This window comes from Micromonospora sp. CA-244673 (assembly GCF_050948395.1).
Lineage (GTDB): Bacteria > Actinomycetota > Actinomycetes > Mycobacteriales > Micromonosporaceae > Micromonospora.
Genome location: NZ_CP192019.1, coordinates 6392509 through 6415823, shown reverse-complemented (window position 1 = coordinate 6415823; position 23315 = coordinate 6392509). Strand labels below are relative to the sequence as shown.

Here is a 23315-nt window from a genome sequence, read left to right as displayed (position 1 = left end):
GCCCCGGTGCGGTCATCGGCCCAGCACGATCCGGGCCATGCCGTCCAGCGCGGGGTTGCCGGGGTCCCAGTAGCCGGCGTGCCCGTGGCGGCCGCTGGGGAAGCGCCGGCCGCCGAAGCCGGGAGAGCTCGGGTCCTCGCCGAACCAGAGCCGGTCGTCGTGCGGGTCGAGCAGCGCGGCCGCCGGGCCGAGCGGCGTGCCGGCCAGCACCGCCCGGCGGGCCAGCTCGTCGGGCGGCCGGGCCAGCCGGATGACGTCGTCCGGCGCGGTGGCGGCCCACACCTGGCCGGGCGGCATTCGCAGCTCGGCCGCGTGGTCGACGCCCACTCCGGGAGAGCCCACGAAGACCAGGGCGTCGGCGCTCAGCCCGTGGTCACGGGCCGCCGTGCCGACCACCACCGAGCCGTAGCTGTGCCCCAGCACGGTCTGCCGGGCGGGCGGCCCCTCGTGCGAGGCACGCAGCCCCTCCTGGAACCGGTGCAGGGCCGGCCCGGCGTCCTCGGCCTGCCGCCCGCGCGCCGCCTCGGGCAGGAAGTCCGGCGCGTCGTAGTCCAGCCAGAGCACGGCCGCCGCCTCCGTGCCCGGGTCGAGCGCTGCGCACCGGTCCAGCACCCGGGCGGCCCGGCCCAGCTCGCCCGGGGCGTCGGCGAGGTCCGCGGTCATCCCCGGCACGTAGGTCAGCACCGCGCCGGCCCGGTCCGGGTTGCCGAGCGCCACCACGGCCCGCCCGTCCCCGGCCGGATCCAACCCCAGGAGGTACGCCCGCGGCGCCCCGGGCGCGGCCAGCCGCTCGCCGAGCCCGTCGAGGCCGCGCAGCGCCGCCTCCACCGCGGCGAGCCGGGCCAGCCGGGCCAGTTCGAGCGGCCCGGCCGGCCGCGCGCGCAGCAGCCCGGCGCGCCGCTCCACGAGCTCCGCCCGGCGCCGGGCCAGCACCAGCCGGTTGGCCTGGTCGCGGGCCGCCACGGGCACCCCGTCGAGGCGGCCGACCCGGTCCGGTTCGCGGCTCACCAGCCACCGGCGCTCGGCCGGGGTGAGGCCGGCCCACCAGCGGCGCACCTCGGCCGGCCCGGCCCCGGCCGACGGTCGCCAGGCCGGCGGGACGCTCACCCAGCCGGTCACGGCCCCCGCCGCCAGCTCCGCCAGCCGGCCGGCCGCCTCCCGGTCGGCCGCCCCGGCCAGCGCCAGCGCCCCCCGGATCTCGGCGCCCACCTGCGCCACCGCCGGACCGACCAGCCAGGCGGGCCGGGGTCGGGCCGGATCCGGCCGGACCGCCCCGGCCCGGTCCACGAGCAGGCCGCCGGCATCGGCGTGCGCCACGGCGGCGCCGAGCCGGGCCCGGGCCGCGGCCACCCGGGCGGCGAACTCGGCGAGCACCTGGTCGACCTCGATGAGCGCGGGCAGCACGTCGGTCAGCGCGGTGCGCAGCTCGCCGATCCGCCCCTGCGCGGTGCCCGAGGCCGCGCCCGACCAGCCGGTCCGCAGCGCGCCGAGCCGGGCGCTCAGCCCGTCGGCCCGCCGCCGGACCGGGCCGGTCAGCCCTCGCCACGCCGCACCCGCCGCGGCCCAGGCCCCCGGGTCGGCCCGCCAGAGCTGCGCGTAGCCGACGGGGTCCTCCGCGGCCCGCTGGCGGAGCCCGGTCGACGGCACCTGCGCCGCCTGCCGACCGAGTCCGGCAGGCGGGCGCGGTCGCCCAGCCGGGGGCGCGATGGTGCCGGCCGGGGAGCGCGGCGGAGCCGCCACGGTCCCGCGCGGCGTTCGGCCGCCCCGCCCCGCCGCCCGGGAGCCGGCCGCGGTGCTCATCGGGGGAGCCCGGCGAGGCGGCGGGCGGCCCGCTCGTCGACCGCCTCGTAGCCGTCGGCGGCGGCCCGGAGCGCCTCGGCGGTGGCCGCCACCCGCGCGGCGAGCGACCCGCACCAGCGCTGCACCGCCGCCTCCAGCTCGGCCAGCGTCACCCCGGCCCGCCAGCCGTCGGCCGGCACCACCAGGCCCGGCTCGGTGGCCGGCCCGCGGGCCAGCCGGTAGGCGTCGTCGGCCAGCTCCCGGGCCACCCCGCGCAACAGCTCCGGCTCGACGCTGAACGGCTCCTCGCCCATCGGCGACCTCCCTGCGACCTGGCGGACGGACAGCCGGGACGCTACGGATCGGCGGACCCCCCGCGCCGGCCCTGTGGACAACGGGCGGTCGGGCGTATCGCGGGTTTTCCACAGGGGTTGTCCACGACCGATCCACGGCCCGGCGCGCCGGTAGGGTGAGTCCATGATCGTGGCTGTCGGCATCGACGTCGTGCTGGTGGACCGGTTCGCCCGGTCGCTGGCGCGCACGCCGTCGCTCGCCGGCCGCCTCTTCACGGACGCCGAGCGGTCCACCCGCTCCGGCGGTCCGCGCTCGCCCGAGTCCCTGGCGGCCCGGTTCGCGGCCAAGGAGGCGGTGGCCAAGGCGCTCGGCGCGCCGGCCGGGCTCCAGTGGCACGACTGTGAGGTCGCCTCCGATCCGGAGGGCCGCCCCTGGCTGACCGTGTCCGGCACGGTGGCCGCCGCGGCGGCCGAGCGCGGGATCAACCGCTGGCACCTGTCGTTGTCGCATGACGGCGGGATCGCGTCGGCCATGGTGGTCGCGGAACAGTGAGCCGACCCGGCGGGTCGGTCGGCCGGTCCGGGACGAACGGGACAGACGGACGGGACGGGGTGGCATGAGACCGGTGTGGCGGGTCGCGGACGTACGCGCGGCGGAGGCGGGCCTGATGGCCACCCTGCCGCCCGGGGCGCTCATGCAGCGGGCCGCCGCCGGGCTGGCCCGCCGGTGCGCGCTGCTGCTCGGCGAGCGGGGCGGCGTCTACGGCGCCGGGGTGCTGCTGCTGATCGGCTCCGGCGACAACGGCGGCGACGCCCTCTACGCGGGCGCGCACCTGGCCCGCCGGGGAGCGGCGGTCGCCGCCCTGCTGCTCACCCCCGGCCGGGCGCACGCCGAGGGGCTGGCCGCGCTGCGGGCCGCCGGCGGGCGCGTCGTCGACCGGCCACCGGCCGTGGTCGACCTGGTGCTCGACGGGATCGTCGGGATCGGCGGCACCGGCGGGCTCCGGGAGACCGCCGACCAGCTCGCCGCGAGCCTGGCCGAGCGGATCGGGCGGGACGGCACGCGGGCCACCGTGGTCGCGGTGGACGTGCCGAGCGGCGTCGCCGTGGACACCGGGCATGTGCCGCTCACCGCCTCCGGCCGGCCCTGCGCGGTGCGCGCCGACGTGACGGTCGCCTTCGGCGCGCTGAAGCCGGCCCTGGTGGTCGGCCCGGCCGCGCCGCTCGCCGGGCACGTCGAGCTGGTCGACATCGGGCTGGGGCCGTGGCTGCGCGGCACCCCGGCGCTGCGCGTCACCGAGTGGTCCGACCTGGTCGACTGGTGGCCCCGGCTCGGCCCGTCCTCGGAGAAGTACAGCCGGGGCGTGGTCGGGGTGGCGACCGGCTCGGCCACCTACCCGGGCGCGGCGGTGCTGTCGGTCAGCGGCGCGCTGGCCGGCCCCACCGGCATGGTCCGCTACGCGGGTGGCGCCCGCGCGGAGGTGCTGCACCAGCACCCGTCGGTGATCGCCACCGACCGGGTCGCCGACGCCGGCCGGGTGCAGGCCTGGATCTGCGGCTCGGGGCTGGGCACCGGCGAGGAGTCCGCCGCCGCACTGCGCGCGGTGCTCGCCGCGCCGGTGCCGGCGGTCCTCGACGCCGACGCGCTCACCCTGCTGGTCGACGGCAAACTGGCGGACCGGCTGCGCGGGCGGGACGCGCCGATCGTGGTGACCCCGCACGACCGCGAGTACGCCCGGCTGTGCGGCGAGACCCCGGGTTCGGACCGGGTCGGGGCGGCGCTGCGGCTGGCCGCCTGGATGAACGCGGTGGTGCTGCTCAAGGGCGACCGCACGATCATCGGCACCCCCGACGGCCGCGCGTACGTCAACCCGACCGGCACCCCGGTGCTGGCCACCGGGGGGACCGGGGACGTGCTGGCCGGGCTGCTCGGCTCGCTGCTCGCCGCCGGGCTGGCCCCGGAGCGGGCGGCCGCCGCGGCGGCGTACCTGCACGGGCTGGCCGGCCGGGAGGCGGCGCGGGGCGGTCCGGTGACCGCACCCGACGTGGCTACCGCGCTGCGACCGGTGCTGGCCCGACTGCCCTGACCGGGGCGGCGGCCGACGGCCGGTCGCGCGGCTCGCGACCATGGTGATCACCGGCGGAAGTAGGCTGAGGGCATGTGGCAGTCGGAGGTACGCGTCGACCTGGACGCGATCCGGGAGAACGTGGCCCGGCTCAAGTCGGGCACCAGCGCCGAGCTGATGGCGGTGGTCAAGGCCGACGGCTACGGCCACGGCATGGTTCCGGCGGCCCGCGCGGCGCTCGACGCCGGGGCGGACTGGCTCGGCGTCTGCACCCTCGACGAGGCGCTCCTGCTGCGGCAGGAGGGGGTCACGGCGCCCGTGCTGGCCTGGCTCCTCGACCCGGGGCTGCCCCTGCACGACGGGGTCGCGGTCGGCGTCGACCTGGGCTGCGCGAGCCTCATCCAGCTCGACGAGATGATCGAGGCGGGCCGGCGGGCGGACCGTCCGGCCCGGCTGCACCTCAAGATCGACACCGGGCTGTCCCGCGGCGGGGCCACCGTGGCCGACTGGCCGGCGCTGCTGGAGGCCGCCGCGAAGGCTCAGGCCGACGGCCTGGTCGAGGTGGTCGGCGTGTGGAGCCACTTCGTCTACGCGGACTCGCCCGGCCACCCCACCACCGACCGGCAGCTGGCGGTGTTCCACGAGGGGCTGGAGATGGTGGAGCGGGCCGGGTTGCGCCCCCGCTACCGGCACCTCGCCAACTCGGCGGCCACGCTCACCCGCCCGGACACCCACTTCGACCTGGTCCGGCCCGGCCTGGCCGTCTACGGCCTCTCGCCGATCGAGGGGGAGCAGTTCGGCCTGCGCCCGGCGATGACCGCCCGGGCCCGGGTCATGCTGACCAAGCGCGTCCCGGCCGGCACCGGCGTCTCCTACGGCCACACCTACCTCACCGAGCAGGAGGCGAACCTGGCGGTCGTCCCGCTCGGCTACGCCGACGGGGTGCCCCGGCACGCCTCGAACACCGGCCCGGTGCAGCTCGGCGGCAAGCGGCGGACGATCTCGGGGCGGGTCTGCATGGACCAGTTCGTCGTCGACTGCGGCGAGGACGAGGTGGCCGCCGGGGACGTGGCGACCCTCTTCGGCAGCGGCGCGGACGGCGAGCCCACCGCCGACGACTGGGCCGAGGCGGTCGGCACCATCAACTACGAGATCGTGACCCGGTTCGGCGGCGTCCGGGTGCCGCGCGTCTACGACGGCGAGCGGCCGTGAGCGCGAGGAGTGAGCCGGGGCTGCGAGCCCCGCAGTCGCGAACCGAGGCTGCACTGTGAGCGCGAGGAGTGAGCCGGGGTTGCGAGCCCCGCAGTCGCGAACCGAGGCTGCACTGTGAGCGCGAGGACGCGCATTCCGCGGCGGCTCGCGTGGGACGCGGCCGAGCCGGAATGCGCGCACGAGCCGGGGTTGCGAGCCCCGCAGTCGCGAACCGAGGCTGGACAGTGAGTCAGCGGTTCCGGATTCCCCGGCCGCGGACCGCCGCCGGCCGGGTCGCCGGGGTGGTCGGCGCCGCGCTCGGTGTGGCCGCCGCCGGGCTCGCCGCCGGGGTGGTGAGCGAGCGGGTCCTGGTCCGCCGCCTCAAGTCCGACCCCGCGGATCCCTGCGCCGACGAGGTCTTCGGCGATCTGCGCCACGACGCCGCGTACCTGCTGGAGATGCCGGACGGCACCGACATCCACGTGGAGGTGGTCGAGCCGACCCCCCCGGTCGCCGGGCACCCGACCGTGGTGCTGGTGCACGGCTTCTGCCTGGACATGGGCACGTTCCACTTCCAGCGCAAGATGCTCGCCGCGCGTGGCGACTACCGGATCGTCGCGTACGACCAGCCCGGGCACGGCCGCTCCGGGAAGCTGGAGGGCGGCGACTACGACCTGGCCGCGCTGGGCCACACCCTGCGGCGGGTGATCGACGAGGTGGCCCCGGAGGGGCCGCTGGTGCTGGTCGGCCACTCGATGGGCGGCATGACGATCATGGCGCTGGCCGAGCTCTATCCGGAGCTGTTCGGCGACCGCGTGGTCGGCACGGTGCTGATGGCCACCTCGGGTGGGCTGCTCGCGGAGACGAAGCTGGTGGCGCCCGCGCTGCTCGGCCGGGTCGGCGCGCCGGTGATCTACATGATGAGCAACGCCACCCGGTACGGCGGCACGGTGATCGACAAGGCCCGCAAGTCGACGTCCAACGTCGCCTGGCTGCTCACCCGCCGGTACGGCTTCGGCACTCCGAAGCCCAGCCCGGCCCTGGTGTCGTACGTCGAGACGATGAACTCCCGCACCTCGGCCGACACGGTCACCCGCTACCTGCGCACCCTGGCCACCCACTCCCGGTTCCCGGCGCTGGCGGCGCTGGCCGGCACGCCGGTGCTGGTGATCGTGGGGGACAAGGACATGATCACGCCGGTGACCCACTCCGAGGAGATCGTGCGGCGGCTGCCGCACGCCGAGTTCGTGAAGATCCACGACAGCGGGCACGTGGTGATGCTGGAGCACGCCGACGAGGTGAACGCGGCGCTGGAGAGGTTCCTGGAGGCGCTGTGAGCGCGAGGAGTGAGCCGGGTGACGCGGTGAGCGTGGTGGTGGAGCTGAAGACGATCGACGACACCCACGAGTTCGGCCGCCGGCTGGCCGGTGTGCTGCGCGCCGGTGACCTGCTGCTGCTCAGCGGCCCGCTGGGCGCCGGCAAGACGGCGCTGACCCAGGGCATCGGCGCCGGTCTCGGGGTGCGCGGCGACATCACCTCGCCGACCTTCGTGATCGCCCGGGTGCACCGGCCGGATCCGGCGCGGGGCGGCCGGGTGTCGCTGGTGCACGCCGACGCGTACCGGCTGGGGGAGTCGGCCGATCCGCGCGCCGAGATCGACGACCTGGACCTGGACGCCTCGGTGGACGAGGCGGTCACCGTGGTCGAGTGGGGCGAGGGGATGGTCGAGCAGCTGGTCGACGCCCACCTGCGGGTGCGCATCGACCGGCGGGACGACGACACCCGGGTGGTCAGCCTGGAGCCGGTCGGCGGTGACTGGGCCCGGCGGCTGGCCACCCTGGACTGACCGGCTGTCACACCCGCTGCCTACAGTGCCGGGGACCGATCCGACGCGGTGAAAGGTTGCCGATGCCCGACGACGCTCCGACCCTCGACCTGCTGGCGCTCCTGCCGGACGCCTGGCGGGCGGCGCTCACTCCGCACCTCGACCCGGCCCGCACCGCGGCGCTGGCCGAGTTCGTCGCCGGGGAATACGCCGCCCGCACCGTCTTCCCGCCGGTCGAGGACCTGTTCTCCGCCTACCGGCTGTGCGGGCCGGCGGAGACCCGGGTGCTGATCCTCGGGCAGGACCCCTACCACCGGGTGGGGCAGGCGCACGGGCTGAGCTTCAGCGTGCGCGAGGGGGTCACGGTGCCGCCGTCGCTGCGCAACGTCTTCAAGGAGCTGGGCGAGGACCTGGGCGTGCCGAAGCCGGCCGGCGGCAACCTGAGCGGCTGGGCGGCGCAGGGCGTGCTGCTGCTCAACGCGGTGCTGACCGTCCGGCAGGCCACCCCGGGCTCGCACGCCAATCGGGGCTGGGAGGAGTTCACCGACGCCACCATCCGGGCCCTGGACGCGCTCGACCGGCGGGTGGTCTTCCTGCTCTGGGGCGGCTACGCGCGCAAGAAGGCGGCCCTCGTCACCAACCCGCACCACGTGGTGCTGGAGGCCGGCCACCCGAGCCCGATGAACCCGCGCGGCTTCCTGGGCAGCCGCCCGTTCAGCGCGGCCAACAAGGCCCTCGCCGACGCCGGCCTGCCCACCGTCGACTGGGAGCGCACCGCCGGCTGACCGTCGGCGCGGTGCTCGCCGGCCGGGCCCGCGGCGCAGTCCTGCCGTCCTGGCGGGAGAGCGGCTGACCGTCGGCGCGGTGCTCGCCGGCCGGGCCGGCGGCGCAGTCCTGCCGTCCTGGCGGGAGAGCGGCCGGACGGCGACCGAGCCGAGTCGCGAGGCGGGAGGGGCGTCACCGCCGGTAACCGGGGCGGCGACTAGGCTGGCATACCGTGCTCGTACTCGTGGTGGACTCCTCGACGCCCGCGGTGACCGCGGCGCTGGTCGAGGTCTCGGCGGACGGCGTCGCGGCCCGCGCGCAGCGGTGCACGGTCGACGCGCGGGCCCACGGCGAGCTGCTCGCCCCGCAGGTCGACGCGGTGCTGGCCGACGTCGACGCCCGCCCTGCCGACCTGGCCGCGATCGTCGCCGGGCTCGGCCCCGGGCCGTTCACCGGGCTGCGGGTCGGCCTCGTCACGGCCGCCACCATGGGCCAGGTGCTCGGCATCCCCACCTACGGGGTCTGCTCGCTGGACGGGATCGGTCATCCGGCGGCGGCCGGCGAGCCGGTCCTGGCGGCCAGCGACGCCCGGCGCCGGGAGGTCTACTGGGCCGTCTACGACGGCGCCGGCCAGCGCATCGCCGGGCCGAACGTGGACACCCCGGCGGTCGCCGCCGAGCGGGCCCGGGACCTGGCCGTCACGGTGGCCGTCGGTGACGGCGCGCACCGGTACGCCGACGTCCTCGGCCTGCCGGTGCGGGAGGAGCCCCGGTACCCGGACGCCGTGGCGCTGGCCCGCCTGGCCGCCGAGCGGATCCGCGCGGGCGCCCCCGGCGAGCCGCTCACCCCGCTCTACCTGCGCCGCCCGGACGCGGTCGCGGCCACCGGCCACAAGCCGGTGCTGCAATGAGCCAGGTTCGCCTGGGCCGGTTCCGCTGGTGGCACGTCGATGAGGTGCTGCCCCTGGAGGCGGACCTGTTCGGCGCCGAGCGGTGGTCCCCGGCGATGTTCTGGAACGAGCTGGCCAACGGCCATCACTACCTGGTCGCCACCGACGACGACGGCACGGTGCTCGGCTACGCCGGGCTGATGGTGGCCCCGCCCGACGAGGCCTGGGTGCAGAACATCGCGGTCCGCCGCGACGCGCAGCGCCGGGGGATCGGCCGGCTGCTGCTGGAGGCGCTGCTCGCCGAGGCGGCCCGGCGCGGGGTGCGCAGCACGCTGCTGGAGGTCGCCGCCGACAACGCCCCCGCCCAGCGGCTCTACGCGATGTACGGCTTCGAGCCGATCGGCGTGCGCCGCGGCTACTACCAACCGAGCAACACCGACGCGCTGGTCATGCAGCGCAACGAGGATTGACGCGCATGGCTGACGAACCACTGATCCTCGGCATCGAGACCTCCTGCGACGAGACCGGGGTGGGCATCGTCCGCGGGCACACCCTGCTGGCGGACGCGCTCGCCTCCAGCGTCGAGGAGCACGCCCGGTTCGGTGGCGTGGTGCCCGAGGTGGCGAGCCGCGCCCACTTGGAGGCCATCGTGCCGACCATGGACCGGGCGCTGCGCGAGGCCGGGGTGACGATCGCCGACATCGACGCGATCGCCGTGACCTCCGGGCCGGGCCTGGCCGGCGCGCTGCTCGTCGGGGTCGCCGCCGCCAAGGGGTACGCGGTGGCCGCCGAGAAGCCGGTGTACGGGGTGAACCACCTCGCCGCGCACGTGGCCGTGGACACCCTGGAGCACGGCCCGCTGCCCGAGCCGGCCATCGCCCTGCTGGTCTCCGGCGGGCACTCCTCGCTGCTGCGCGTCGACGACCTGGCCCGGGAGGTCACGCCGCTCGGCGCGACCATCGACGACGCGGCCGGTGAGGCGTTCGACAAGGTGGCCCGGCTGCTCGGGCTGCCCTTCCCGGGCGGCCCGTTCATCGACCGGGAGGCGCGGGCCGGTGACCCGGCGGCGATCGCGTTCCCGCGCGGGCTGACCGCGCCCAAGGACCTGGCCGGGCACCGTTTCGACTTCTCCTTCTCGGGCCTGAAGACGGCGGTGGCCCGCTGGGTGGAGGCGCGGCAGCGGGCCGGCGAGCCGGTGCCGGTGGCCGACGTGGCCGCGTCCTTCCAGGAGGCGGTCTGCGACGTGCTGGTCGGCAAGGCCCTGGACGCCTGCCGCAGCAGCGGCATCGACACGTTGGTGATCGGCGGCGGGGTGGCGGCCAACTCGCGGCTGCGGGCGATGGCCGAGCACCGGGCGGCGAAGCACAGCGTCCGGGTGCGTACGCCCCGGCCGAAGCTCTGCACCGACAACGGCGCCATGGTGGCCGCGCTCGGCTCGCACCTGGTCGCCGCGGGCGTCGCCCCGAGCCGGCTGGACCTGCCGGCCGACTCCGCCATGCCGCTGACCGTGGTCAGCGTCTGAGGCGGGAGGGGACCGACGTGATCGTCCGGATGTGGGAGGCGAAGGCGGAGCCGTACGGGTTCGCCGACCTGATCACCTGGGTGTGCGAGACCGCGCTGCCCGAGTTCGAGCATGAACCGCTGCACCTGTCCAGCGAGGTGTTCTCCTCGACGGACCACCGGGTGGTGGTGATCTCGAAGTGGCGGAGCAGCCCGCGGGAGCTGCCCGAGCCGCCCATGCGGCTGGTCGCCCGGCCCCCGCACAGCTGGGACTTCACGCAGGTCGATCGCTGACCCGGCGGGCCGCCTGACCGGCGGGAAACTGGTTGGCGTCCACCCCGGCGCGGCACTTAGCGTCGGGTGGTCATGCGTTTCTCACCCGCCGGCGATCCCGGCGCCCCCGACACCCGGTCCGCCACCCGTTACCTGGTCTGGCTCGCCGGTCGGCACCCCCTGCTCTTCGGCGGCGCCATCGCCCTCGGCGTCACCTGGATGGTGGCCCAGGCGCTGATGCCGGCCGCCGTCGGCCGGGCCATCGACGCCGGCCTGGCCCACCGCGACCCGGACGCCCTGCTCCGCTGGGGTCTCGTCCTGCTCGGGCTGGGTGTCGTCCAGGCGACGACGGGCATCCTGCGGCACCGCTGCGCGGTGCACAACTGGCTCGGCGCCGCCTACCGGACCGTGCAGGTCACCGTGGACGCCACCAACCGGCTCGGCGCCGCGCTGCCCCGCCGGGTCGCCGCGGGTGAGGTGGTGAGCATCGGTACGGCCGACATCGAGCACATCGGCAGCGCGGTCGACATCACCGCCCGGGGCACCGGCGCGGTGGTCGCCATCGCCACCGTGTCGGTGATCCTGCTCACCGCCTCCGTGCCGCTCGGCCTCGTGGTGGTGCTCGGGGTGCCGCTGCTCATGGGGCTGGTGGCGCTGCTCATCCGGCCGCTGCACCGGCAGCAGGCGGCGTACCGGGAGTCGACCGGTGAGCTGACCGCCCGGGCCGGCGACATCGTGTCCGGGCTGCGGGTGCTGCGCGGGGTGGGCGGCGAGCCGGTGCTGGGCGCCCGCTACCGGGAGCAGTCCCAGGCGTTGCGGGCCGACGGCCTGCGGGTGGCCCGGGTCGAGTCGCTCATCCAGGCCGCGCAGATCCTGCTGCCCGGCGTCTTCGTGGTGCTGGTGACCTGGCTCGGGGCGCGGTTCGCGCTGCGCGGCGAGATCAGCGCCGGCCAGTTGGTCTCCTTCTACGGCTACACGGCGTTCCTGGTCAGCCCGCTGCGCAACCTCACCGAGGCGGCCGACAAGCTGACCCGGGGGCACGTGGCGGCCCGGCGGGTGGTGCGGCTGCTCCGCCTCGCCCCCGAGTTCACCGACCCGGCGCGCCCGGTGCCGGTGCCCGAGGGGCCGGGCGAGCTGGTGGACGTGCGCTCCGGGCTGGTGCTGCGGCCGGGCCGGCTCACCGCGCTGGCCGCCACCGCGCCCGAGGACGCCACTGAGATCGCCGACCGGCTCGGCCGGTACGTCGACGGGGACGTGACGCTGCACGGCGTACCGCTGCGGGACGTGGCGCTGGCGACGGTGCGCGAGCGGATCCTGGTGGCCGACAACGACGCGCAGCTGTTCAGCGGCGCGCTCCGCACCGAGCTGGACCCGCACGACCGGGCGGACTCCCGCGCGGTCGAGGCGGCGCTCGTCGCGGCGAGCGCGACGGACATCGTCGAGGCGCTGCCCGGCGGCCTGGACGGCCCGGTCGCCGAGCGCGGCCGCGAGTTCTCCGGCGGGCAGCGGCAGCGGTTGCGGCTGGCCCGGGCGCTGGTCGCCGACCCGGAGACGCTGATCCTGGTCGAGCCGACCAGCGCGGTGGACGCGCACACCGAGGCGCGCATCGCCGACCGGCTGGCCGCCGCGCGACGCGGCCGGACGACGCTGGTCTGCACCACCAGCCCGCTGGTGCTCGGCCGCGCCGAGCACGTGGTCTTCGTGGAGGACGGCAAGGTGGTCGCCGAGGGCCGCCACGACGAGTTGCTCGCCGCCGAGCCCCGGTACCGGGCCACGGTGAGCCGGGAGGAGGACCGGTGAGCAACGCCCTGCCCGTCGCCGACGCGCAGCAGGTCCGCCGGTACGCGCGGGAGCTGTTCCGCCGCCACCCGCGCGGCCTGGCCGCCGCGCTCGGCCTGCACGCGCTCGCCGCGGCCGCCGGCCTGGTCGCGCCCCGGCTCCTCGGCGACCTGGTCGAGGGGATCTCGCGCGGGGTCGGCGCGGTGACCGTCGACCGGATCGCCCTGGCCATCGCCGGCTTCGTGGTCGCCCAGTCGGTGCTGGTCCGCTTCGCCCACCTGGCCTCGGCCCGGCTGGGCGAGCGGGTCCTCGCCGAGCTGCGCGAGGAGTTCGTCGACCGGGTGCTGGCCCTGCCGCTGTCCACGGTGGAGCGCGCCGGCACCGGCGACCTGCTCACCCGCACGTCCCGGGACGTCGCCGCGCTGTCCCGGACGGTCCGGTTCGCCGCACCGGAGACGCTGATCGCGGCGGTCACCGTGCTGCTGATCCTGGGCGCGCTGGTGCTGACCGGCCCGCTGCTGGTGCTGCCCTGTCTGCTCGCGGTGCCGATGCTGGTCGCCGGCACCCGCTGGTACCTGCGCCGGGCGCCCGCCGGCTACCTGCGGGAGAACGCCGCGTACTCCGACATCACCGACGGGATCAGCGAGACGGTCGAGGGCGCGCGGACCACCGAGGCGCTGCGCCAGGCGGCCCGCCGCCGGGCCCGCACCGACACCGACATCCGCCGGTCGTACGCGGCCGAGTACTACACCCTGAACCTGCGGACGGTGTTCTTCCCGATCGCCGAGATCGGCTACGTGCTGCCGGTGGCCGGCACGCTGCTGCTCGGCGGCTGGTTCTACCTGAAGGGCTGGGCCAGCCTCGGGCAGGTCACCGCGGCCACCCTCTACGCCCAGCAGCTGGTGGACCCGGTCGACCGGCTGCTCTCCTGGCTGGACGAGTTCCAGGTCGGCGGCGCCTCGCTGGCCCGGCTGCTCGGCGTGGCCGCCGAGCCCGCCGACCGGCCGGCCGGGGGCGCGTCGCCCGACCGGCGGCCGGTCAGCGACGACGGGCGGCTCGCCGCCCACGACGTCCGGTACGCGTACCGCGCCGGCCACGACGTGCTGCACGGGGTGACCCTGGTGCCCCGGCCGGGGGAGAAGCTGGCCATGGTCGGCCCGTCCGGCGCGGGCAAGTCCACGCTGGGCCGGCTGCTGGCCGGGGTGCACGAGCCGCGCGCCGGGACGGTGACCGTGGACGGCCGGCCCCTGTCCGGGTTGCCCCTGGCCGAGCTGCGCACCCACGTCGCGCTGGTCAGCCAGGAGCACCACGTCTTCATCGGCACGCTCGCCGACAACGTGGCGATGGTCCGCCCGGACGCCGGGCCCAACGAGGTGCGGGCGGCGCTGGCCGCGGTCGACGCGCGGGACTGGGCCGAGGCGCTGCCGGACGGGCTGGACACCCGCGTCGGCGCGGGCGGGCACCCGCTCTCGCCGGCCCAGGCGCAGCAGGTCGCGCTGGCCCGGCTGGTGCTCGCCGACCCGCACACCCTGGTGCTGGACGAGGCCACCTCGCTGATCGACCCGCGGGCGGCCCGGGCGCTGGAACGCTCGCTGGCCGCGGTGCTCCAGGGCCGGACCGTCATCGCCATCGCGCACCGGCTCTTCTCCGCCCACGACGCGGACCGGGTGGCGGTGGTCGAGGACGGCCGGATCACCGAGCTGGGTTCGCACGACGAGCTGGTCGCGGCGGGGGGCTCCTACGCGGCCCTCTGGCGGTCCTGGCACGGCTGAGCGGAAGGCCCCCACCGGCACACCGGTGGGGGCCCCGTGCGGGCGGCGCGGTCAGGAGCGGCGCAGCAGCCGCCAGGTCGCGTAGCCGCCGGTGGTCAGGGCGAGCAGGAAGACGGCCCACACGACGGTGGTGCTGACCTGGATCCCGCCGTTGCTGCCGACGTTGGCCCCGGCCGCGGCGATCAGCGAATCGCTCTGCGCCGGGGGCATCGCGGGAGGCGGGAGCTGCTGCCAGCGGACCAGCCCGGTGCTCTCCAGCATCAGCATGTGGTTGGTGACGAAGGTGTTCGTCTGGTCGGCGAGCTTGCGCACGATCGGATCCCGGGTGCTGGCCCGGACGGCGCCGATCACCGGGAAGATGTTGCCGTGCGCGACCCGCAGCCGGGTCACGAAGATCTGGTCGAACTGGGCGCCGGTGGCGTTCTGCATCTCGGTCAGCCAGCCCTGCTGCTGGGTGGTCGGTGTGGTCGGCAGGGTGGCGCCCAGCTTGTTCGCGGCCTCGACCACGAGCTGGTCCAGGACGCCGTGCTGTCGCGCGATCTCCGCGCCGATCTCCCGTACCCGCTTCGACTGGCCCTTCTCGGCGGCCATCTGCCCGGCCGGCATCTCCCAGAGCCCGGCCAGTCGTACGCCGTTGAGCAGCGTCATGTCGGCGGCGTTGAGCTGGACAACGGGGTTGGGTGCGGCCTGTGCCGCGCCGGGAAGGACGCCGATCCCCGCGCCGAGCGCGACGAGCAGCAGGATCACCCGGTGCGCCAGCCGGCGGCGTGCGGATTCCAGCGGTGCCATGGTTGCGGTGCCTCCTCGGTCCGGACCGGTACGCGGGATGGCGCGGACGGCCGCCCCCGCGGCCGTCCGTCCGACCACTGGTACGGATCACGAGCCCTTTCAGTTCACCGGTTCCGGCAGGCGGTCAGCCGACGTCGAGCGGGTCGGCGAGGAGGCGTTCGAAGGCCAGCTCGGCGGCGCCGATCAGCGCCGCGTCGTCGCCGAGCTTCGGGGTGCGCAGCCGCACGTGCTCCAGGCAGGCGGGCAGCCCGTTGGAGTTGAGCCGGCTGCGCACCTGGGCGGCGGCGGCCAGGTAGAGGTCGCGCATGGTGCCGCCGAAGATGACCATCTCGGGGTTGAAGATGTTGACCAGGTTGGCCACGCCGAAGCCGAGCCAGTCGCCGGCCTGCCGCACGGCGGTTTGGGCCCGCGCGTCGCCCCGGTCGGCGGCGTCGAAGACGGCCAGCAGCGCCTCCCGGCCCCGGGCGTCGGAGCGGCCGGCGGCGCGGAGCAGCCCGTGCTCGCCGATCTCGGTCTCCCAGCAGCCGCGCCGCCCGCAGTCGCAGCGCATCCCGTCGCGGACCACCACCATGTGGCCGACCTCGCCGCTGTAGCCGCCGTGCCCGGTGAGCCGCCGCCCGCCCGCGATGATGCCGGCACCGACACCGACGTCCCCGTAGAGGTAGATGACGTTGTCGCAGCCCGCGGCGACACCCCGGGCGTGCTCGGCGAAGGCGGCCACGTCGGCCACGTTGCCCACGGTGATGGGCACGTCGACGCCCAGCTCGGTGGCGAGCGCCGCGCCGATCGGCTCGTCCACCCAGCCGGTGGTGGGGCTGAGCCGGACCAGCCCGTCCTCGCGGCGGACCATGCCGCAGACCGCCAGGCCGACCCCGACGCACATCGAGTCGGGCGGCACCGCCCGGTGCATCTCCCGGACCGCGTCGGCCAGCAGCGGCGCGGCATCGCCGGCAACCAGGTTCCGCGGCCGTTCCAGCTCCCGGCGGTCGAGCACCTCACCACCGAGCCCGACCCGCGCGGCCCGAAGCCGGTCCACCTCGACGCTGTACGCGTACGCGTAGACGCGCGCCGACTCGGGCCGGACGACCAGCGACGGTCGTCCGGCCCGGCCGGTCTCCTTCGGCGTCCCCTCGCTGACCAGACCGGCGCCGGCCAGGTCGGCGGTCAGCGCGCCGATGGTGCTGCGGTTGAGGCCGAGCGCGGTGGTCAGCTCCGCGCGGCTGGTGGCGCCGCGCACGTGCACGTACCGGAGCAGTGCGCCCAGGTTCTGCCGGCGGATCTCGTCCTGGCTCGGTCCCGCGCGCATCGCCACCGTCATGTTCCGTGCCGGGTTCAGCGGGTGCCGGTCGCGGCGGCCCGCCGGCGGGACAGCGCGTCGATGGTGGCGGCGGCGAGCAGCACCACGCCGGTGACCACGTACTTCACGCCCGAGCTGTAACCCATCAGTCCCATACCGTTGTCGATGACCGCGACCACCGCGCCGCCGAGCACGGCGTCGAGGACCCGGCCCTTGCCGCCGAAGAGGCTGGTGCCGCCGATCACCGCCGCGCCGACGGCGTAGAGCAGTACGTTACTGCCACCGGTGTTGGGGTCGACCGAGTTGGCCCGGCTGGCCGCCACGATGCCGCCGATCGCCGCCATCGTGGAGCAGATGACGAAGACGGAGATGCGGATCCGGTCGACGTTGATGCCGGCCCGGCGGGCCGCCTCGGCGTTGCCGCCGACCGCGTAGACGTGCCGGCCGTAGCTGGTGCGCTGGAGCACGAAGGTCCAGACGACCAGCAGCACCGCGATGATCGGCACCACGATCGGCACGCCCTTGAGCGAGACGACCAGCACGTTGCGGCTGCGCTCCAGGTTGAGCACGTAGACCGCGGCGCCGAGGATGACCGCGAGGCCGGCGATCCGGGCCACCACCACCGCGAACGGGTCGGTGAGCAGGCCGCGGGCGGCCCGGTTGCGGTGGCGGAGCAGTTGCACGGCCGCGTACCCGGCGACGGCCACCGCGGCCAGCGCCCAGCCGAGCGCGGTGGGAAGGTTGCGGTTGGCGATGGCGAGGAGGACGTCGTCCCGCACCGAGATGTTGGAGCCCTCCTTCATGAGCATCAGCACGATGCCCTGGAAGGCGAGGAAGCCGGCCAGGGTGACCACGAAGGAGGGAATGCCCACCTTCGCGACCAGCAGGCCGAGCCCGATGCCGATCGCCAGGCCGGTGGCGACGGCGGCGAGCACCGCGACGTACCACGGGTAGCCGAGCTCGGTCACCACGTTGGCCAGGATGGCGGCGCAGACGCCGCTCGCGAAGCCGGCGGAGAGGTCGATCTCGCCGAGCAGCAGGACGAAGACCAGGCCCATCGCGATCAGGGTGACCGCGGCGCCCTGGGTGAACAGGTTGGCGAAGTTGCCGGCCGTGAAGAACGTCGGGCGGGCGATCGAGAAGCCGGCGGCGAGCGCAAGGAGCATGAACACGGCGGGCAGCGCGCCGATGTCGCCACCGCGTACCCGGCGCCAGTAGTTGCTGAGGTGGGTGCCGACGGTGGGCGCTGGCGTGACCGCGGCGGGGCCCTCCCTCTTGACGGCGGTGGTGGTCATCGGACGGCTCCTGGAGTCGTGTCGGCGGGCGCGGCGCCGGTGCCGTTGCTGCCCGAATCGGCGAGGCCGAGGTCGCCGGAGCGACCGGCGGTGATCAGCTCGACCACCTGCGCGTGCGTGATGTCGCTGGTTTTCACCTGGGCGACCATCTGGCCGAGGTAGAGCGCGGCGATGCGGTCGGAGACCGCGAAGACGTCGTTCATGTTGTGCGAGATGAGCACCACGGCCAGGCCGTTGTCGGCGAGCCGGCGGACCAGCTCCAGCACCTGGGCGGTCTGCGCGACGCCGAGGGCGGCGGTCGGCTCGTCCAGGATGACCAGCCGGCTGTTCCAGAGCACCGCCTTGGCGATGGCCACGGTCTGGCGCTGGCCGCCGGAGAGGCTGGACACGTGCTGGCGCAGCGACTTGACGGTCCGCACGCTCAGCCCGGCCAGGGTCTCGGCGGCCATCTGCTCCATGGTCGGCTCGTCGAGCACGATGCCGCTGCGCTTCTCCCGGCCGAGGAACATGTTCTGCACGATGTCGAGGTTGTCGCAGAGCGCGAGGTCCTGGTAGACGACCTCGATGCCCAGCGCGGCGGCGTCCCGGGGGCTGTTGATGCTCACCGGCCGGCCGTCGAAGTGGAACTCGCCGCCGTCGGTGGGATGGATGCCGCTGATGCACTTGACCAGGGTCGACTTGCCGGCGCCGTTGTCGCCGACCAGCGCGGTCACCTCGCCGGGGTACGCGGCGAAGGCCACGTCGCGCAGCACCTGGACGGGACCGAAGCTCTTGTCGATCCCGCGTAGCTCCAGCAGGGGGGTTGCGGACACGGGGTTCTCCTTGGGAACGGAGGGGAGGTCTCGGATCCCGTCCGGCGTGGGCGCCGCCCGGCACGGGTGTCCGTGCCGGGCGGCGCCGCCTGGTGCGGGGGGATGGGTCAGCTGATGCCGGCGTCGGTGCAGAGCTTGGCGAAGTTGCCGGTGCAGAGCTCGTCCTTGGTGACGTAGCCGTCCGTCACGACGTCCTTCACGTTGTCCTTGTAGATCGCCTTCGGCTCCAGCAGCACGGCCGGGACGTCCCGTCCGCCCTCCGGGTCCTTGACGGTCTGGCCGGTGTCCTTCTTCTGGCCCTTGGCCAGCCCGATGGCCAGCTCGGCGGCGGCGTCCGCCTCCTTCTTGACCGCCTTGTAGACCGTCATGCACTGGTCGCCCAGGAGGATGTTCTGCAGGCCCTCCTTGGTGGCGTCCTGACCGGTCACCGGGACCTTGCCGTTGAGCTTGTTCTTCTTCAGCACCGAGATGGCCGCGTTGCCGAGGCCGTCGTTAGCGGCCAGCACCCCGTCGATCTTGCCGCCGGCCTTGGTGAGCTGCTGCTCGAAGATCGTGGCGGCCTGCGCGTTGTCCCAGGCCGGCACCGAGTCGTCGGCGACCTTGGTGTACTCCTTCGAGTCGAACTTCGGCTTGAGCACCGAGTCGTACCCGTTCTTGAACAGGGTCGCGTTGTTGTCGGTCGGCGAGCCGTTGAGGTAGGCGATCGACGGGTTCTTGGCGCCCTTGTCGGTCAGGCACTTGCTCAGGCCCTCGCCCTGGAGCTTGCCGACCGCCTCGTTGTCGAAGCTGACGTAGTACTGGGCGGAGCCGCCCAGGGTCAGCCGGTCGTAGTCGATGGTGGCGACGCCCTGCGACTTGGCCTTGTCGAGCACGGCCTTGCCGGTGCCGGAGTCCAGGTTGACGATCATCAGCACGTTGACGCCGTTGGTGATCATCTGGTCGGCGATGGTCTGGAAGGCGTTCTTGTCGTTCTGGGCGTTCTGGATGTCCGACTCCACGCCGGCCGCGTCGAACGCCTCCTTGAGGTACTTGCGGTCCGCGCCCTCCCACCGGGCGGAGGACTTGCTGTCGGGGAGGATCACGCCGATCTTCGGCTTCTTGTCGGTCGAGCCGCCGGACTGGTCGGAACCGCCGTTGTCACCACAGGCGGCCATGCTGCCGGTCGCGAGAAGACCGACGGCCGCGAAGGTGAGGAAGCCCTTGCGCATATGCATGGGTCCTTTCGGGGGTTGGGGGAGTTGTTGTCGGTGTTTTGTTGTGCCCGGCAACGTATTCCTCCCCGCCGAAGTCGCGCAAGGGAGCCGAGGTCAGAAGTTTGTTGGCGGCAGTAACAATTCAGCAACGCAAGTGACACCCCGCCGTCACCCTGTGGAGAGCGCTCCCTGGGGTGGCGTGCGGAAACGCTCCCAGCCGACCCGGGGGAAGGTGGCTCAGCGGGTGGCGATCGGCGCCGTGACGGCAGCGGTCAGCGCGACCAGGTCGGCGGGCGCGAGCTGCAGTTGCAGGCCGCGGCGCCCCGCCGAGACGTAGACCGTCGGATGCTCCAGCGCGGAGGCGTCGACGACCGTGGGCAGCCGCTTGCGCTGGCCGAGCGGGCTGATCCCGCCGCGGACGTACCCGGTGGCCCGCTCCGCCACCGTCCGGTCCGCCATGGCCGCCCGCTTGCCGCCGGCCGCCGCGGCCAGGGCCTTGAGGTCCAGCTCGCCGGTGACCGGCACGACCGCCACGGTCAACGCGCCGTCGACCTCGGTGACCAGCGACTTGAACACCTGGGCCGGTGGCACCCCGAGGGCCGCCGCGACCAGGGCGCCGTAGTTCGGGGCGTCCGGCGAGACGTCGTACGGGTGGGTGCTGTGCGCGATCTTCCGCTTGGTCAGCAGTGCCGTCGCCGGAGTGCCCTGTCCCGCCATGAGCGACAAACTAACCCGCGGCAGCCTGCCCGGTACGGTCGCCCGGCCTGCTGCCGTGCCCGGGGCGGCGGGTCAGCACCTGGGGGCCGGCCTCGGTGATCGCGACGGTGTGCTCGGAGTGGGCCGAGCGCGAGCCGTCCGCGGACCGGATAGTCCACCCGTCCTCGTCGAATCTGATCTTGTCGGTGCCGCGGCACAACCACGGCTCGATCGCGATCGTCAGGCCGGGCTTGAGCTTCATGCCCCGGCCGGAGCGGCCGGTGTTGGGCACGTGTGGGGCCTCGTGCATGGTGCGGCCGATGCCGTGGCCCCCGAACTCGTTGTTGACCTGGTAGCCGTAGCGGCCGGCGACCCCGGCGATGGCGGCGGAGATGTCGCCGATCCGGTTGCCCGCCTGCGCCGCGTCGATCCCGGCCTCCAGCGCGACCTCGGTGGCCTCGATCAGCTTCAGGTCGTCCGGGGCGGGAGTGCCGACGATGACGGACAGCGCGGAGTCGGCGACCCAGCCGTCGATCCCGACCGCCATGTCGATGCTCAGCAGGTCACCGTCGCGCAGGGCGTAGTGGTGCGGCAGGCCGTGCAGCACGGCGTCGTTGACCGAGAGGCACAGGACGTTGCGGAACGGGCCGCGGCCGAACGACGGCGTGTAGTCCCAGTAGCAGGACGCCGCGCCACGCTCCTTGATCCGGCGGCGGGCGTGGTGCTCGAGGTCCATCAGGTCGACCCCGACGGCGGCGACCTCACGCAGCTCCGCCAGCAGCTCGCCGACGAACTGGCCGGTCACGGCCATCCGGTCGATCTCCTCGGCGGACTTGAGTTCGATCACGATCAACCCTCCCCTTCTCTTGCGGTATTTTTATACCACGGCGCTCGGGGTCTATCCTGCTGGCATGGTTCGCCCACCGCTCACGCCGGAACAGATCGCAGCGGGGCAACGCCTCGGGGTGGCGCTTCGGGTCGCGCGAGGCGACCGCAGCCTCGTCGAGGTGGCCGTGGCGGCCGGCATCTCGCCGGAGACGCTGCGCAAGATCGAGGTGGGCCGGCTTCCGGCGCCCGCGTTCGGCACCGTGGTCTGCCTCAGCGAGGTCCTCGGCGTCGCGCTCAGCGACCTGGCCGAGGTGTGGCTGGCCGACCTGCGCGTCCGCGAGGCGTCCTGACTCAGCCGGGCACCGGGCGGCAGAGCAGCACGGTCGGCGCGCCGGCCACCCGGGTCAGCACCAGGCTGGCCGCCGCGTCGCCGGCCAGCCGCAGATCCCGGCGCAGCTTTTCCGGCTCCAGCGCCGAGCCGCGCTTGAGGATCTCCACGCGCCCGACCCGGCGCTCCCGCAGCAGGGCGCGCAGCCGCTTCAGCGAGAACGGCAGGACGTCGGTGACCTCCAGGCAGCGGGCGAACGGGGTCGGCCGGGCCTCGTCGCCGTACAGGTAGGCGATGCTCGGGTCGGCCAGCGTCGCGTCCAGCTCGCCGGCCAGCTCGGCGACCAGGTGCGCGCGCACCACCGCCGGGTCCGGGTCGTACAGGAAGCCGCGGGGCCGGCCCACCGGCGCCTCGGCGTCACCGGCGCCGGTGAGCTGGTAGGAGGCGACCCCTGCTCCGCCGGAGGCGTCGGGTGGGTGCCCGTCCTTCTCGCGGAGCACGGTGGCGCGGCGGGGCACCGCCGCCAGCGCGCCGCACCAGAGCGCCGCCTCGACCAGGTCGCCGTCGACGCTCACCCACTCCGCCTCCGCGCCCGCCGGGATCAGCGCATGGTCCAGTCCCGGGGCCACCTTCACCACCGTGTGCGGCACCCGCTCGGCCAGCCCGGTGACGAAGTCCCAGGGCGGCGAGTAGGCGTTCGGGTCGAAGATGCGCCGGCCGGTGCCGGCCTTCCGGCGGGCCGGGTCGCAGAAGACCCCGTCGACCCGGCCCACGTCGAACGCCGTGGCGTCCCCACACTCCACCGTGAACAGGTCGCCCAACCCGGCCGCCTCGGCGTTCGCGGCGGCCATCGCGGCGGTCACCGGGTCGGCCTCGACGCCGTACACCCGGATGCCGGCGCGGGCCGCGGCGAGCGCGTCCGCCCCGAGGCCGCACCCCAGGTCGGCGAGGGTGGCGATGCCCGCGGCGCGCAGGCGCTCCGCCCGGCGCCGCGCCACGACCCCCCGGGTGGCCTGCTCCAGGCCGGCCCGGGTGAGGAACATCCCGGCCGCCGCCGGGCCGAACTTGCCCACAGCACGGCGGCGCAGCTCGGCCTGGGTCAACGCCGCCGCCGCGAGCCCGGCCGGCACCCCGGCGGAGCGCAGCGCCGCCGCCGCCGTCAGCGGGTCGCCGCGGGCCACCCGCGCCGCCGCGTCGAGCGCGGCCGACCCCTCGGGGGTACGCAGGGCGGCGAACTGTTCCAGGTCCACCCGGGCATTCTCCCGGCCACCCCCGGCCGACCGCCCCGGACCCCTCGTGGCCCGTCGCCGTCGACTCCGGTCCGGCCGGATGATGCGACACGGGGCGCGGCGCGTTGGCACTCTCCTTGACGGAGTGCTAGCCGAGGAATAACCTGCGATTAGCACTCTCACCCTGAGGGTGCCAACGCCCGGGCCCTGGTGTCCGGGGGTTGAGCGCCAGGCGGACCGGCACCCGCGACGACGGCCCCGCCCGGTGGCATGTGGCAGATTGACGCTGGTCGGCGTGCCGACCGGCAACGACACCAAGTACCCCAGGAGGGTATGCCCGTGACTACCGCGACCAAGGTTGCGATCAAGCCGCTCGAGGACCGCATCGTGGTCCAGGCGAACGAGGCCGAGACCACCACCGCCTCGGGCATCGTGATCCCCGACACCGCCAAGGAGAAGCCGCAGGAGGGCACCGTCCTCGCTGTCGGCCCGGGCCGGATCGACGACAAGGGCAACCGCGTGCCGATCGACGTCAAGGTCGGCGACACCGTCCTCTACTCGAAGTACGGCGGCACCGAGGTCAAGTACGCCGGCGAGGAGTACCTGGTGCTCTCCGCCCGCGACGTCCTCGCGGTCATCGAGAAGTAAGCAACCGATCAGTGTCGTTGCCCCGGTCCGGCTCGCCGGGCCGGGGCAACGTCGCTTCGAAGGGATAC

The 23315-nt window shown here is 75.0% G+C and carries 24 protein-coding genes; 14 read left to right on the top strand and 10 right to left on the bottom strand.

Annotated elements, in window-relative coordinates; genetic code table 11:
- Positions 1–12: 12 nt before the first annotated feature.
- Both ACQP12_RS29410 and ACQP12_RS29405 read right to left on the bottom strand, forming a co-directional pair.
- Positions 13–1647 carry an alpha/beta hydrolase gene (locus ACQP12_RS29410; RefSeq protein ID WP_433283410.1) on the bottom strand — a complete coding sequence of 545 codons (1635 nt, stop codon included), beginning with the start codon at positions 1645–1647 and terminating at the stop codon, positions 13–15.
- 149 nt (positions 1648–1796) lie between these two features.
- Complete coding sequence (locus ACQP12_RS29405) at positions 1797–2093, bottom strand: type VII secretion target (protein ID WP_433283409.1); 297 nt, start codon at positions 2091–2093, stop codon at positions 1797–1799.
- A gap of 163 nt (positions 2094–2256) precedes the next feature.
- Here ACQP12_RS29405 and ACQP12_RS29400 point away from each other — a divergent pair, with 163 nt between their 5' ends.
- From ACQP12_RS29400 to ACQP12_RS29345, 12 genes are all read left to right on the top strand, one after another.
- Positions 2257–2625 carry a holo-ACP synthase gene (locus ACQP12_RS29400; protein ID WP_357938694.1) on the top strand — a complete coding sequence of 123 codons (369 nt, stop codon included), beginning with the start codon at positions 2257–2259 and terminating at the stop codon, positions 2623–2625.
- A 64-nt stretch (positions 2626–2689) separates the two neighbouring features.
- Positions 2690–4159, top strand: a complete 1470-nt coding sequence (locus ACQP12_RS29395) for an NAD(P)H-hydrate dehydratase (protein ID WP_433283408.1) — start codon at positions 2690–2692, stop codon at positions 4157–4159.
- A gap of 72 nt (positions 4160–4231) precedes the next feature.
- Complete coding sequence (gene alr / locus ACQP12_RS29390; protein ID WP_433283407.1) at positions 4232–5350, top strand: alanine racemase; 1119 nt, start codon at positions 4232–4234, stop codon at positions 5348–5350.
- Positions 5351–5574: 224 nt separating this feature from the next.
- Entirely contained in the window at positions 5575–6666 is a 1092-nt protein-coding gene (locus tag ACQP12_RS29385; protein WP_433283406.1) for an alpha/beta fold hydrolase, read from the top strand.
- Between the two features lie 26 nt (positions 6667–6692).
- On the top strand, positions 6693–7175 hold the full coding sequence (tsaE, locus tag ACQP12_RS29380; RefSeq protein ID WP_357939093.1) for a tRNA (adenosine(37)-N6)-threonylcarbamoyltransferase complex ATPase subunit type 1 TsaE: 483 nt from the start codon (positions 6693–6695) through the stop codon (positions 7173–7175).
- Between the two features lie 62 nt (positions 7176–7237).
- Entirely contained in the window at positions 7238–7939 is a 702-nt protein-coding gene (gene ung / locus ACQP12_RS29375; protein WP_433283405.1) for a uracil-DNA glycosylase, read from the top strand.
- A gap of 212 nt (positions 7940–8151) precedes the next feature.
- A complete protein-coding gene (gene tsaB / locus ACQP12_RS29370) occupies positions 8152–8829 on the top strand; it encodes a tRNA (adenosine(37)-N6)-threonylcarbamoyltransferase complex dimerization subunit type 1 TsaB (RefSeq protein ID WP_433283404.1) in 678 nt (225 codons plus the stop codon).
- A complete protein-coding gene (gene rimI, locus ACQP12_RS29365; RefSeq protein ID WP_355348082.1) occupies positions 8826–9278 on the top strand; it encodes a ribosomal protein S18-alanine N-acetyltransferase in 453 nt (150 codons plus the stop codon). Before tsaB ends, rimI begins: the two co-directional genes overlap by 4 nt.
- Positions 9279–9283: 5 nt before the next feature.
- A complete protein-coding gene (tsaD, locus tag ACQP12_RS29360; RefSeq protein ID WP_433283403.1) occupies positions 9284–10330 on the top strand; it encodes a tRNA (adenosine(37)-N6)-threonylcarbamoyltransferase complex transferase subunit TsaD in 1047 nt (348 codons plus the stop codon).
- A 17-nt stretch (positions 10331–10347) separates the two neighbouring features.
- Complete coding sequence (locus ACQP12_RS29355) at positions 10348–10602, top strand: hypothetical protein (RefSeq protein ID WP_151464624.1); 255 nt, start codon at positions 10348–10350, stop codon at positions 10600–10602.
- A gap of 72 nt (positions 10603–10674) precedes the next feature.
- Positions 10675–12381, top strand: a complete 1707-nt coding sequence (locus ACQP12_RS29350; RefSeq protein ID WP_433283402.1) for an ABC transporter ATP-binding protein — start codon at positions 10675–10677, stop codon at positions 12379–12381.
- Complete coding sequence (locus tag ACQP12_RS29345; protein WP_433283401.1) at positions 12378–14132, top strand: ABC transporter ATP-binding protein; 1755 nt, start codon at positions 12378–12380, stop codon at positions 14130–14132. Before ACQP12_RS29350 ends, ACQP12_RS29345 begins: the two co-directional genes overlap by 4 nt.
- A gap of 51 nt (positions 14133–14183) precedes the next feature.
- Here ACQP12_RS29345 and ACQP12_RS29340 read toward each other — a convergent pair whose 3' ends face one another.
- The 7 genes from ACQP12_RS29340 to map all read right to left on the bottom strand — a co-directional run bounded on the left by ACQP12_RS29340 (position 14184) and on the right by map (position 21061).
- The gene (locus ACQP12_RS29340; RefSeq protein ID WP_433283400.1) at positions 14184–14921 is read right to left on the bottom strand and encodes a DUF4142 domain-containing protein; all 738 of its coding nucleotides are present in this window, start codon (positions 14919–14921) and stop codon (positions 14184–14186) included.
- A gap of 124 nt (positions 14922–15045) precedes the next feature.
- Positions 15046–16227 carry an ROK family protein gene (locus ACQP12_RS29335; protein ID WP_433283399.1) on the bottom strand — a complete coding sequence of 394 codons (1182 nt, stop codon included), beginning with the start codon at positions 16225–16227 and terminating at the stop codon, positions 15046–15048.
- 26 nt (positions 16228–16253) lie between these two features.
- The gene (locus ACQP12_RS29330; protein ID WP_433283398.1) at positions 16254–17513 is read right to left on the bottom strand and encodes a sugar ABC transporter permease; all 1260 of its coding nucleotides are present in this window, start codon (positions 17511–17513) and stop codon (positions 16254–16256) included.
- Positions 17510–18325: an ATP-binding cassette domain-containing protein gene (locus tag ACQP12_RS29325; protein WP_357938668.1), complete on the bottom strand. Its 816-nt coding sequence runs from the start codon at positions 18323–18325 to the stop codon at positions 17510–17512. Before ACQP12_RS29325 ends, ACQP12_RS29330 begins: the two co-directional genes overlap by 4 nt.
- A 107-nt stretch (positions 18326–18432) precedes the next feature.
- Entirely contained in the window at positions 18433–19533 is a 1101-nt protein-coding gene (locus ACQP12_RS29320; RefSeq protein WP_433283397.1) for a sugar ABC transporter substrate-binding protein, read from the bottom strand.
- 222 nt (positions 19534–19755) lie between these two features.
- On the bottom strand, positions 19756–20235 hold the full coding sequence (ybaK, locus tag ACQP12_RS29315; RefSeq protein ID WP_433283396.1) for a Cys-tRNA(Pro) deacylase: 480 nt from the start codon (positions 20233–20235) through the stop codon (positions 19756–19758).
- A gap of 10 nt (positions 20236–20245) precedes the next feature.
- Positions 20246–21061: a type I methionyl aminopeptidase gene (gene map, locus ACQP12_RS29310; RefSeq protein ID WP_433283395.1), complete on the bottom strand. Its 816-nt coding sequence runs from the start codon at positions 21059–21061 to the stop codon at positions 20246–20248.
- 64 nt (positions 21062–21125) lie between these two features.
- Between map and ACQP12_RS29305 the strand changes: the two genes are divergently transcribed.
- Positions 21126–21392 (top strand): helix-turn-helix domain-containing protein, encoded by a 267-nt coding sequence (locus ACQP12_RS29305; RefSeq protein WP_433283394.1) that lies wholly within the window; start codon positions 21126–21128, stop codon positions 21390–21392.
- A gap of 1 nt (position 21393) precedes the next feature.
- On the opposite strand, the gene ACQP12_RS29300 is transcribed toward ACQP12_RS29305, so the two are convergent.
- Complete coding sequence (locus ACQP12_RS29300; RefSeq protein WP_433283393.1) at positions 21394–22620, bottom strand: THUMP-like domain-containing protein; 1227 nt, start codon at positions 22618–22620, stop codon at positions 21394–21396.
- 312 nt (positions 22621–22932) lie between these two features.
- Between ACQP12_RS29300 and groES the strand changes: the two genes are divergently transcribed.
- Positions 22933–23247, top strand: coding sequence for a co-chaperone GroES (gene groES / locus ACQP12_RS29295; protein ID WP_018222648.1), 315 nt, complete (start codon positions 22933–22935; stop codon positions 23245–23247).
- Positions 23248–23315: the final 68 nt, after the last annotated feature.

Coding starts and splice junctions, on each gene's coding strand:
- ACQP12_RS29405 (WP_433283409.1), bottom strand. CDS start 2,093: ATGGGCGAGGAGCCGTTCAGCGTCGAGCCGGAGCTGTTGCGCGGGGTG.
- ACQP12_RS29395 (WP_433283408.1), top strand. CDS start 2,690: ATGAGACCGGTGTGGCGGGTCGCGGACGTACGCGCGGCGGAGGCGGGC.
- ACQP12_RS29335 (WP_433283399.1), bottom strand. CDS start 16,227: ATGCGCGCGGGACCGAGCCAGGACGAGATCCGCCGGCAGAACCTGGGC.
- ybaK (WP_433283396.1), bottom strand. CDS start 20,235: ATGGCGGGACAGGGCACTCCGGCGACGGCACTGCTGACCAAGCGGAAG.
- ACQP12_RS29305 (WP_433283394.1), top strand. CDS start 21,126: ATGGTTCGCCCACCGCTCACGCCGGAACAGATCGCAGCGGGGCAACGC.
- ACQP12_RS29350 (WP_433283402.1), top strand. CDS start 10,675: ATGCGTTTCTCACCCGCCGGCGATCCCGGCGCCCCCGACACCCGGTCC.
- ACQP12_RS29330 (WP_433283398.1), bottom strand. CDS start 17,513: ATGACCACCACCGCCGTCAAGAGGGAGGGCCCCGCCGCGGTCACGCCA.
- ACQP12_RS29400 (WP_357938694.1), top strand. CDS start 2,257: ATGATCGTGGCTGTCGGCATCGACGTCGTGCTGGTGGACCGGTTCGCC.
- groES (WP_018222648.1), top strand. CDS start 22,933: ATGCCCGTGACTACCGCGACCAAGGTTGCGATCAAGCCGCTCGAGGAC.
- ACQP12_RS29340 (WP_433283400.1), bottom strand. CDS start 14,921: ATGGCACCGCTGGAATCCGCACGCCGCCGGCTGGCGCACCGGGTGATC.
- tsaD (WP_433283403.1), top strand. CDS start 9,284: ATGGCTGACGAACCACTGATCCTCGGCATCGAGACCTCCTGCGACGAG.
- alr (WP_433283407.1), top strand. CDS start 4,232: ATGTGGCAGTCGGAGGTACGCGTCGACCTGGACGCGATCCGGGAGAAC.
- ung (WP_433283405.1), top strand. CDS start 7,238: ATGCCCGACGACGCTCCGACCCTCGACCTGCTGGCGCTCCTGCCGGAC.
- rimI (WP_355348082.1), top strand. CDS start 8,826: ATGAGCCAGGTTCGCCTGGGCCGGTTCCGCTGGTGGCACGTCGATGAG.
- ACQP12_RS29320 (WP_433283397.1), bottom strand. CDS start 19,533: ATGCGCAAGGGCTTCCTCACCTTCGCGGCCGTCGGTCTTCTCGCGACC.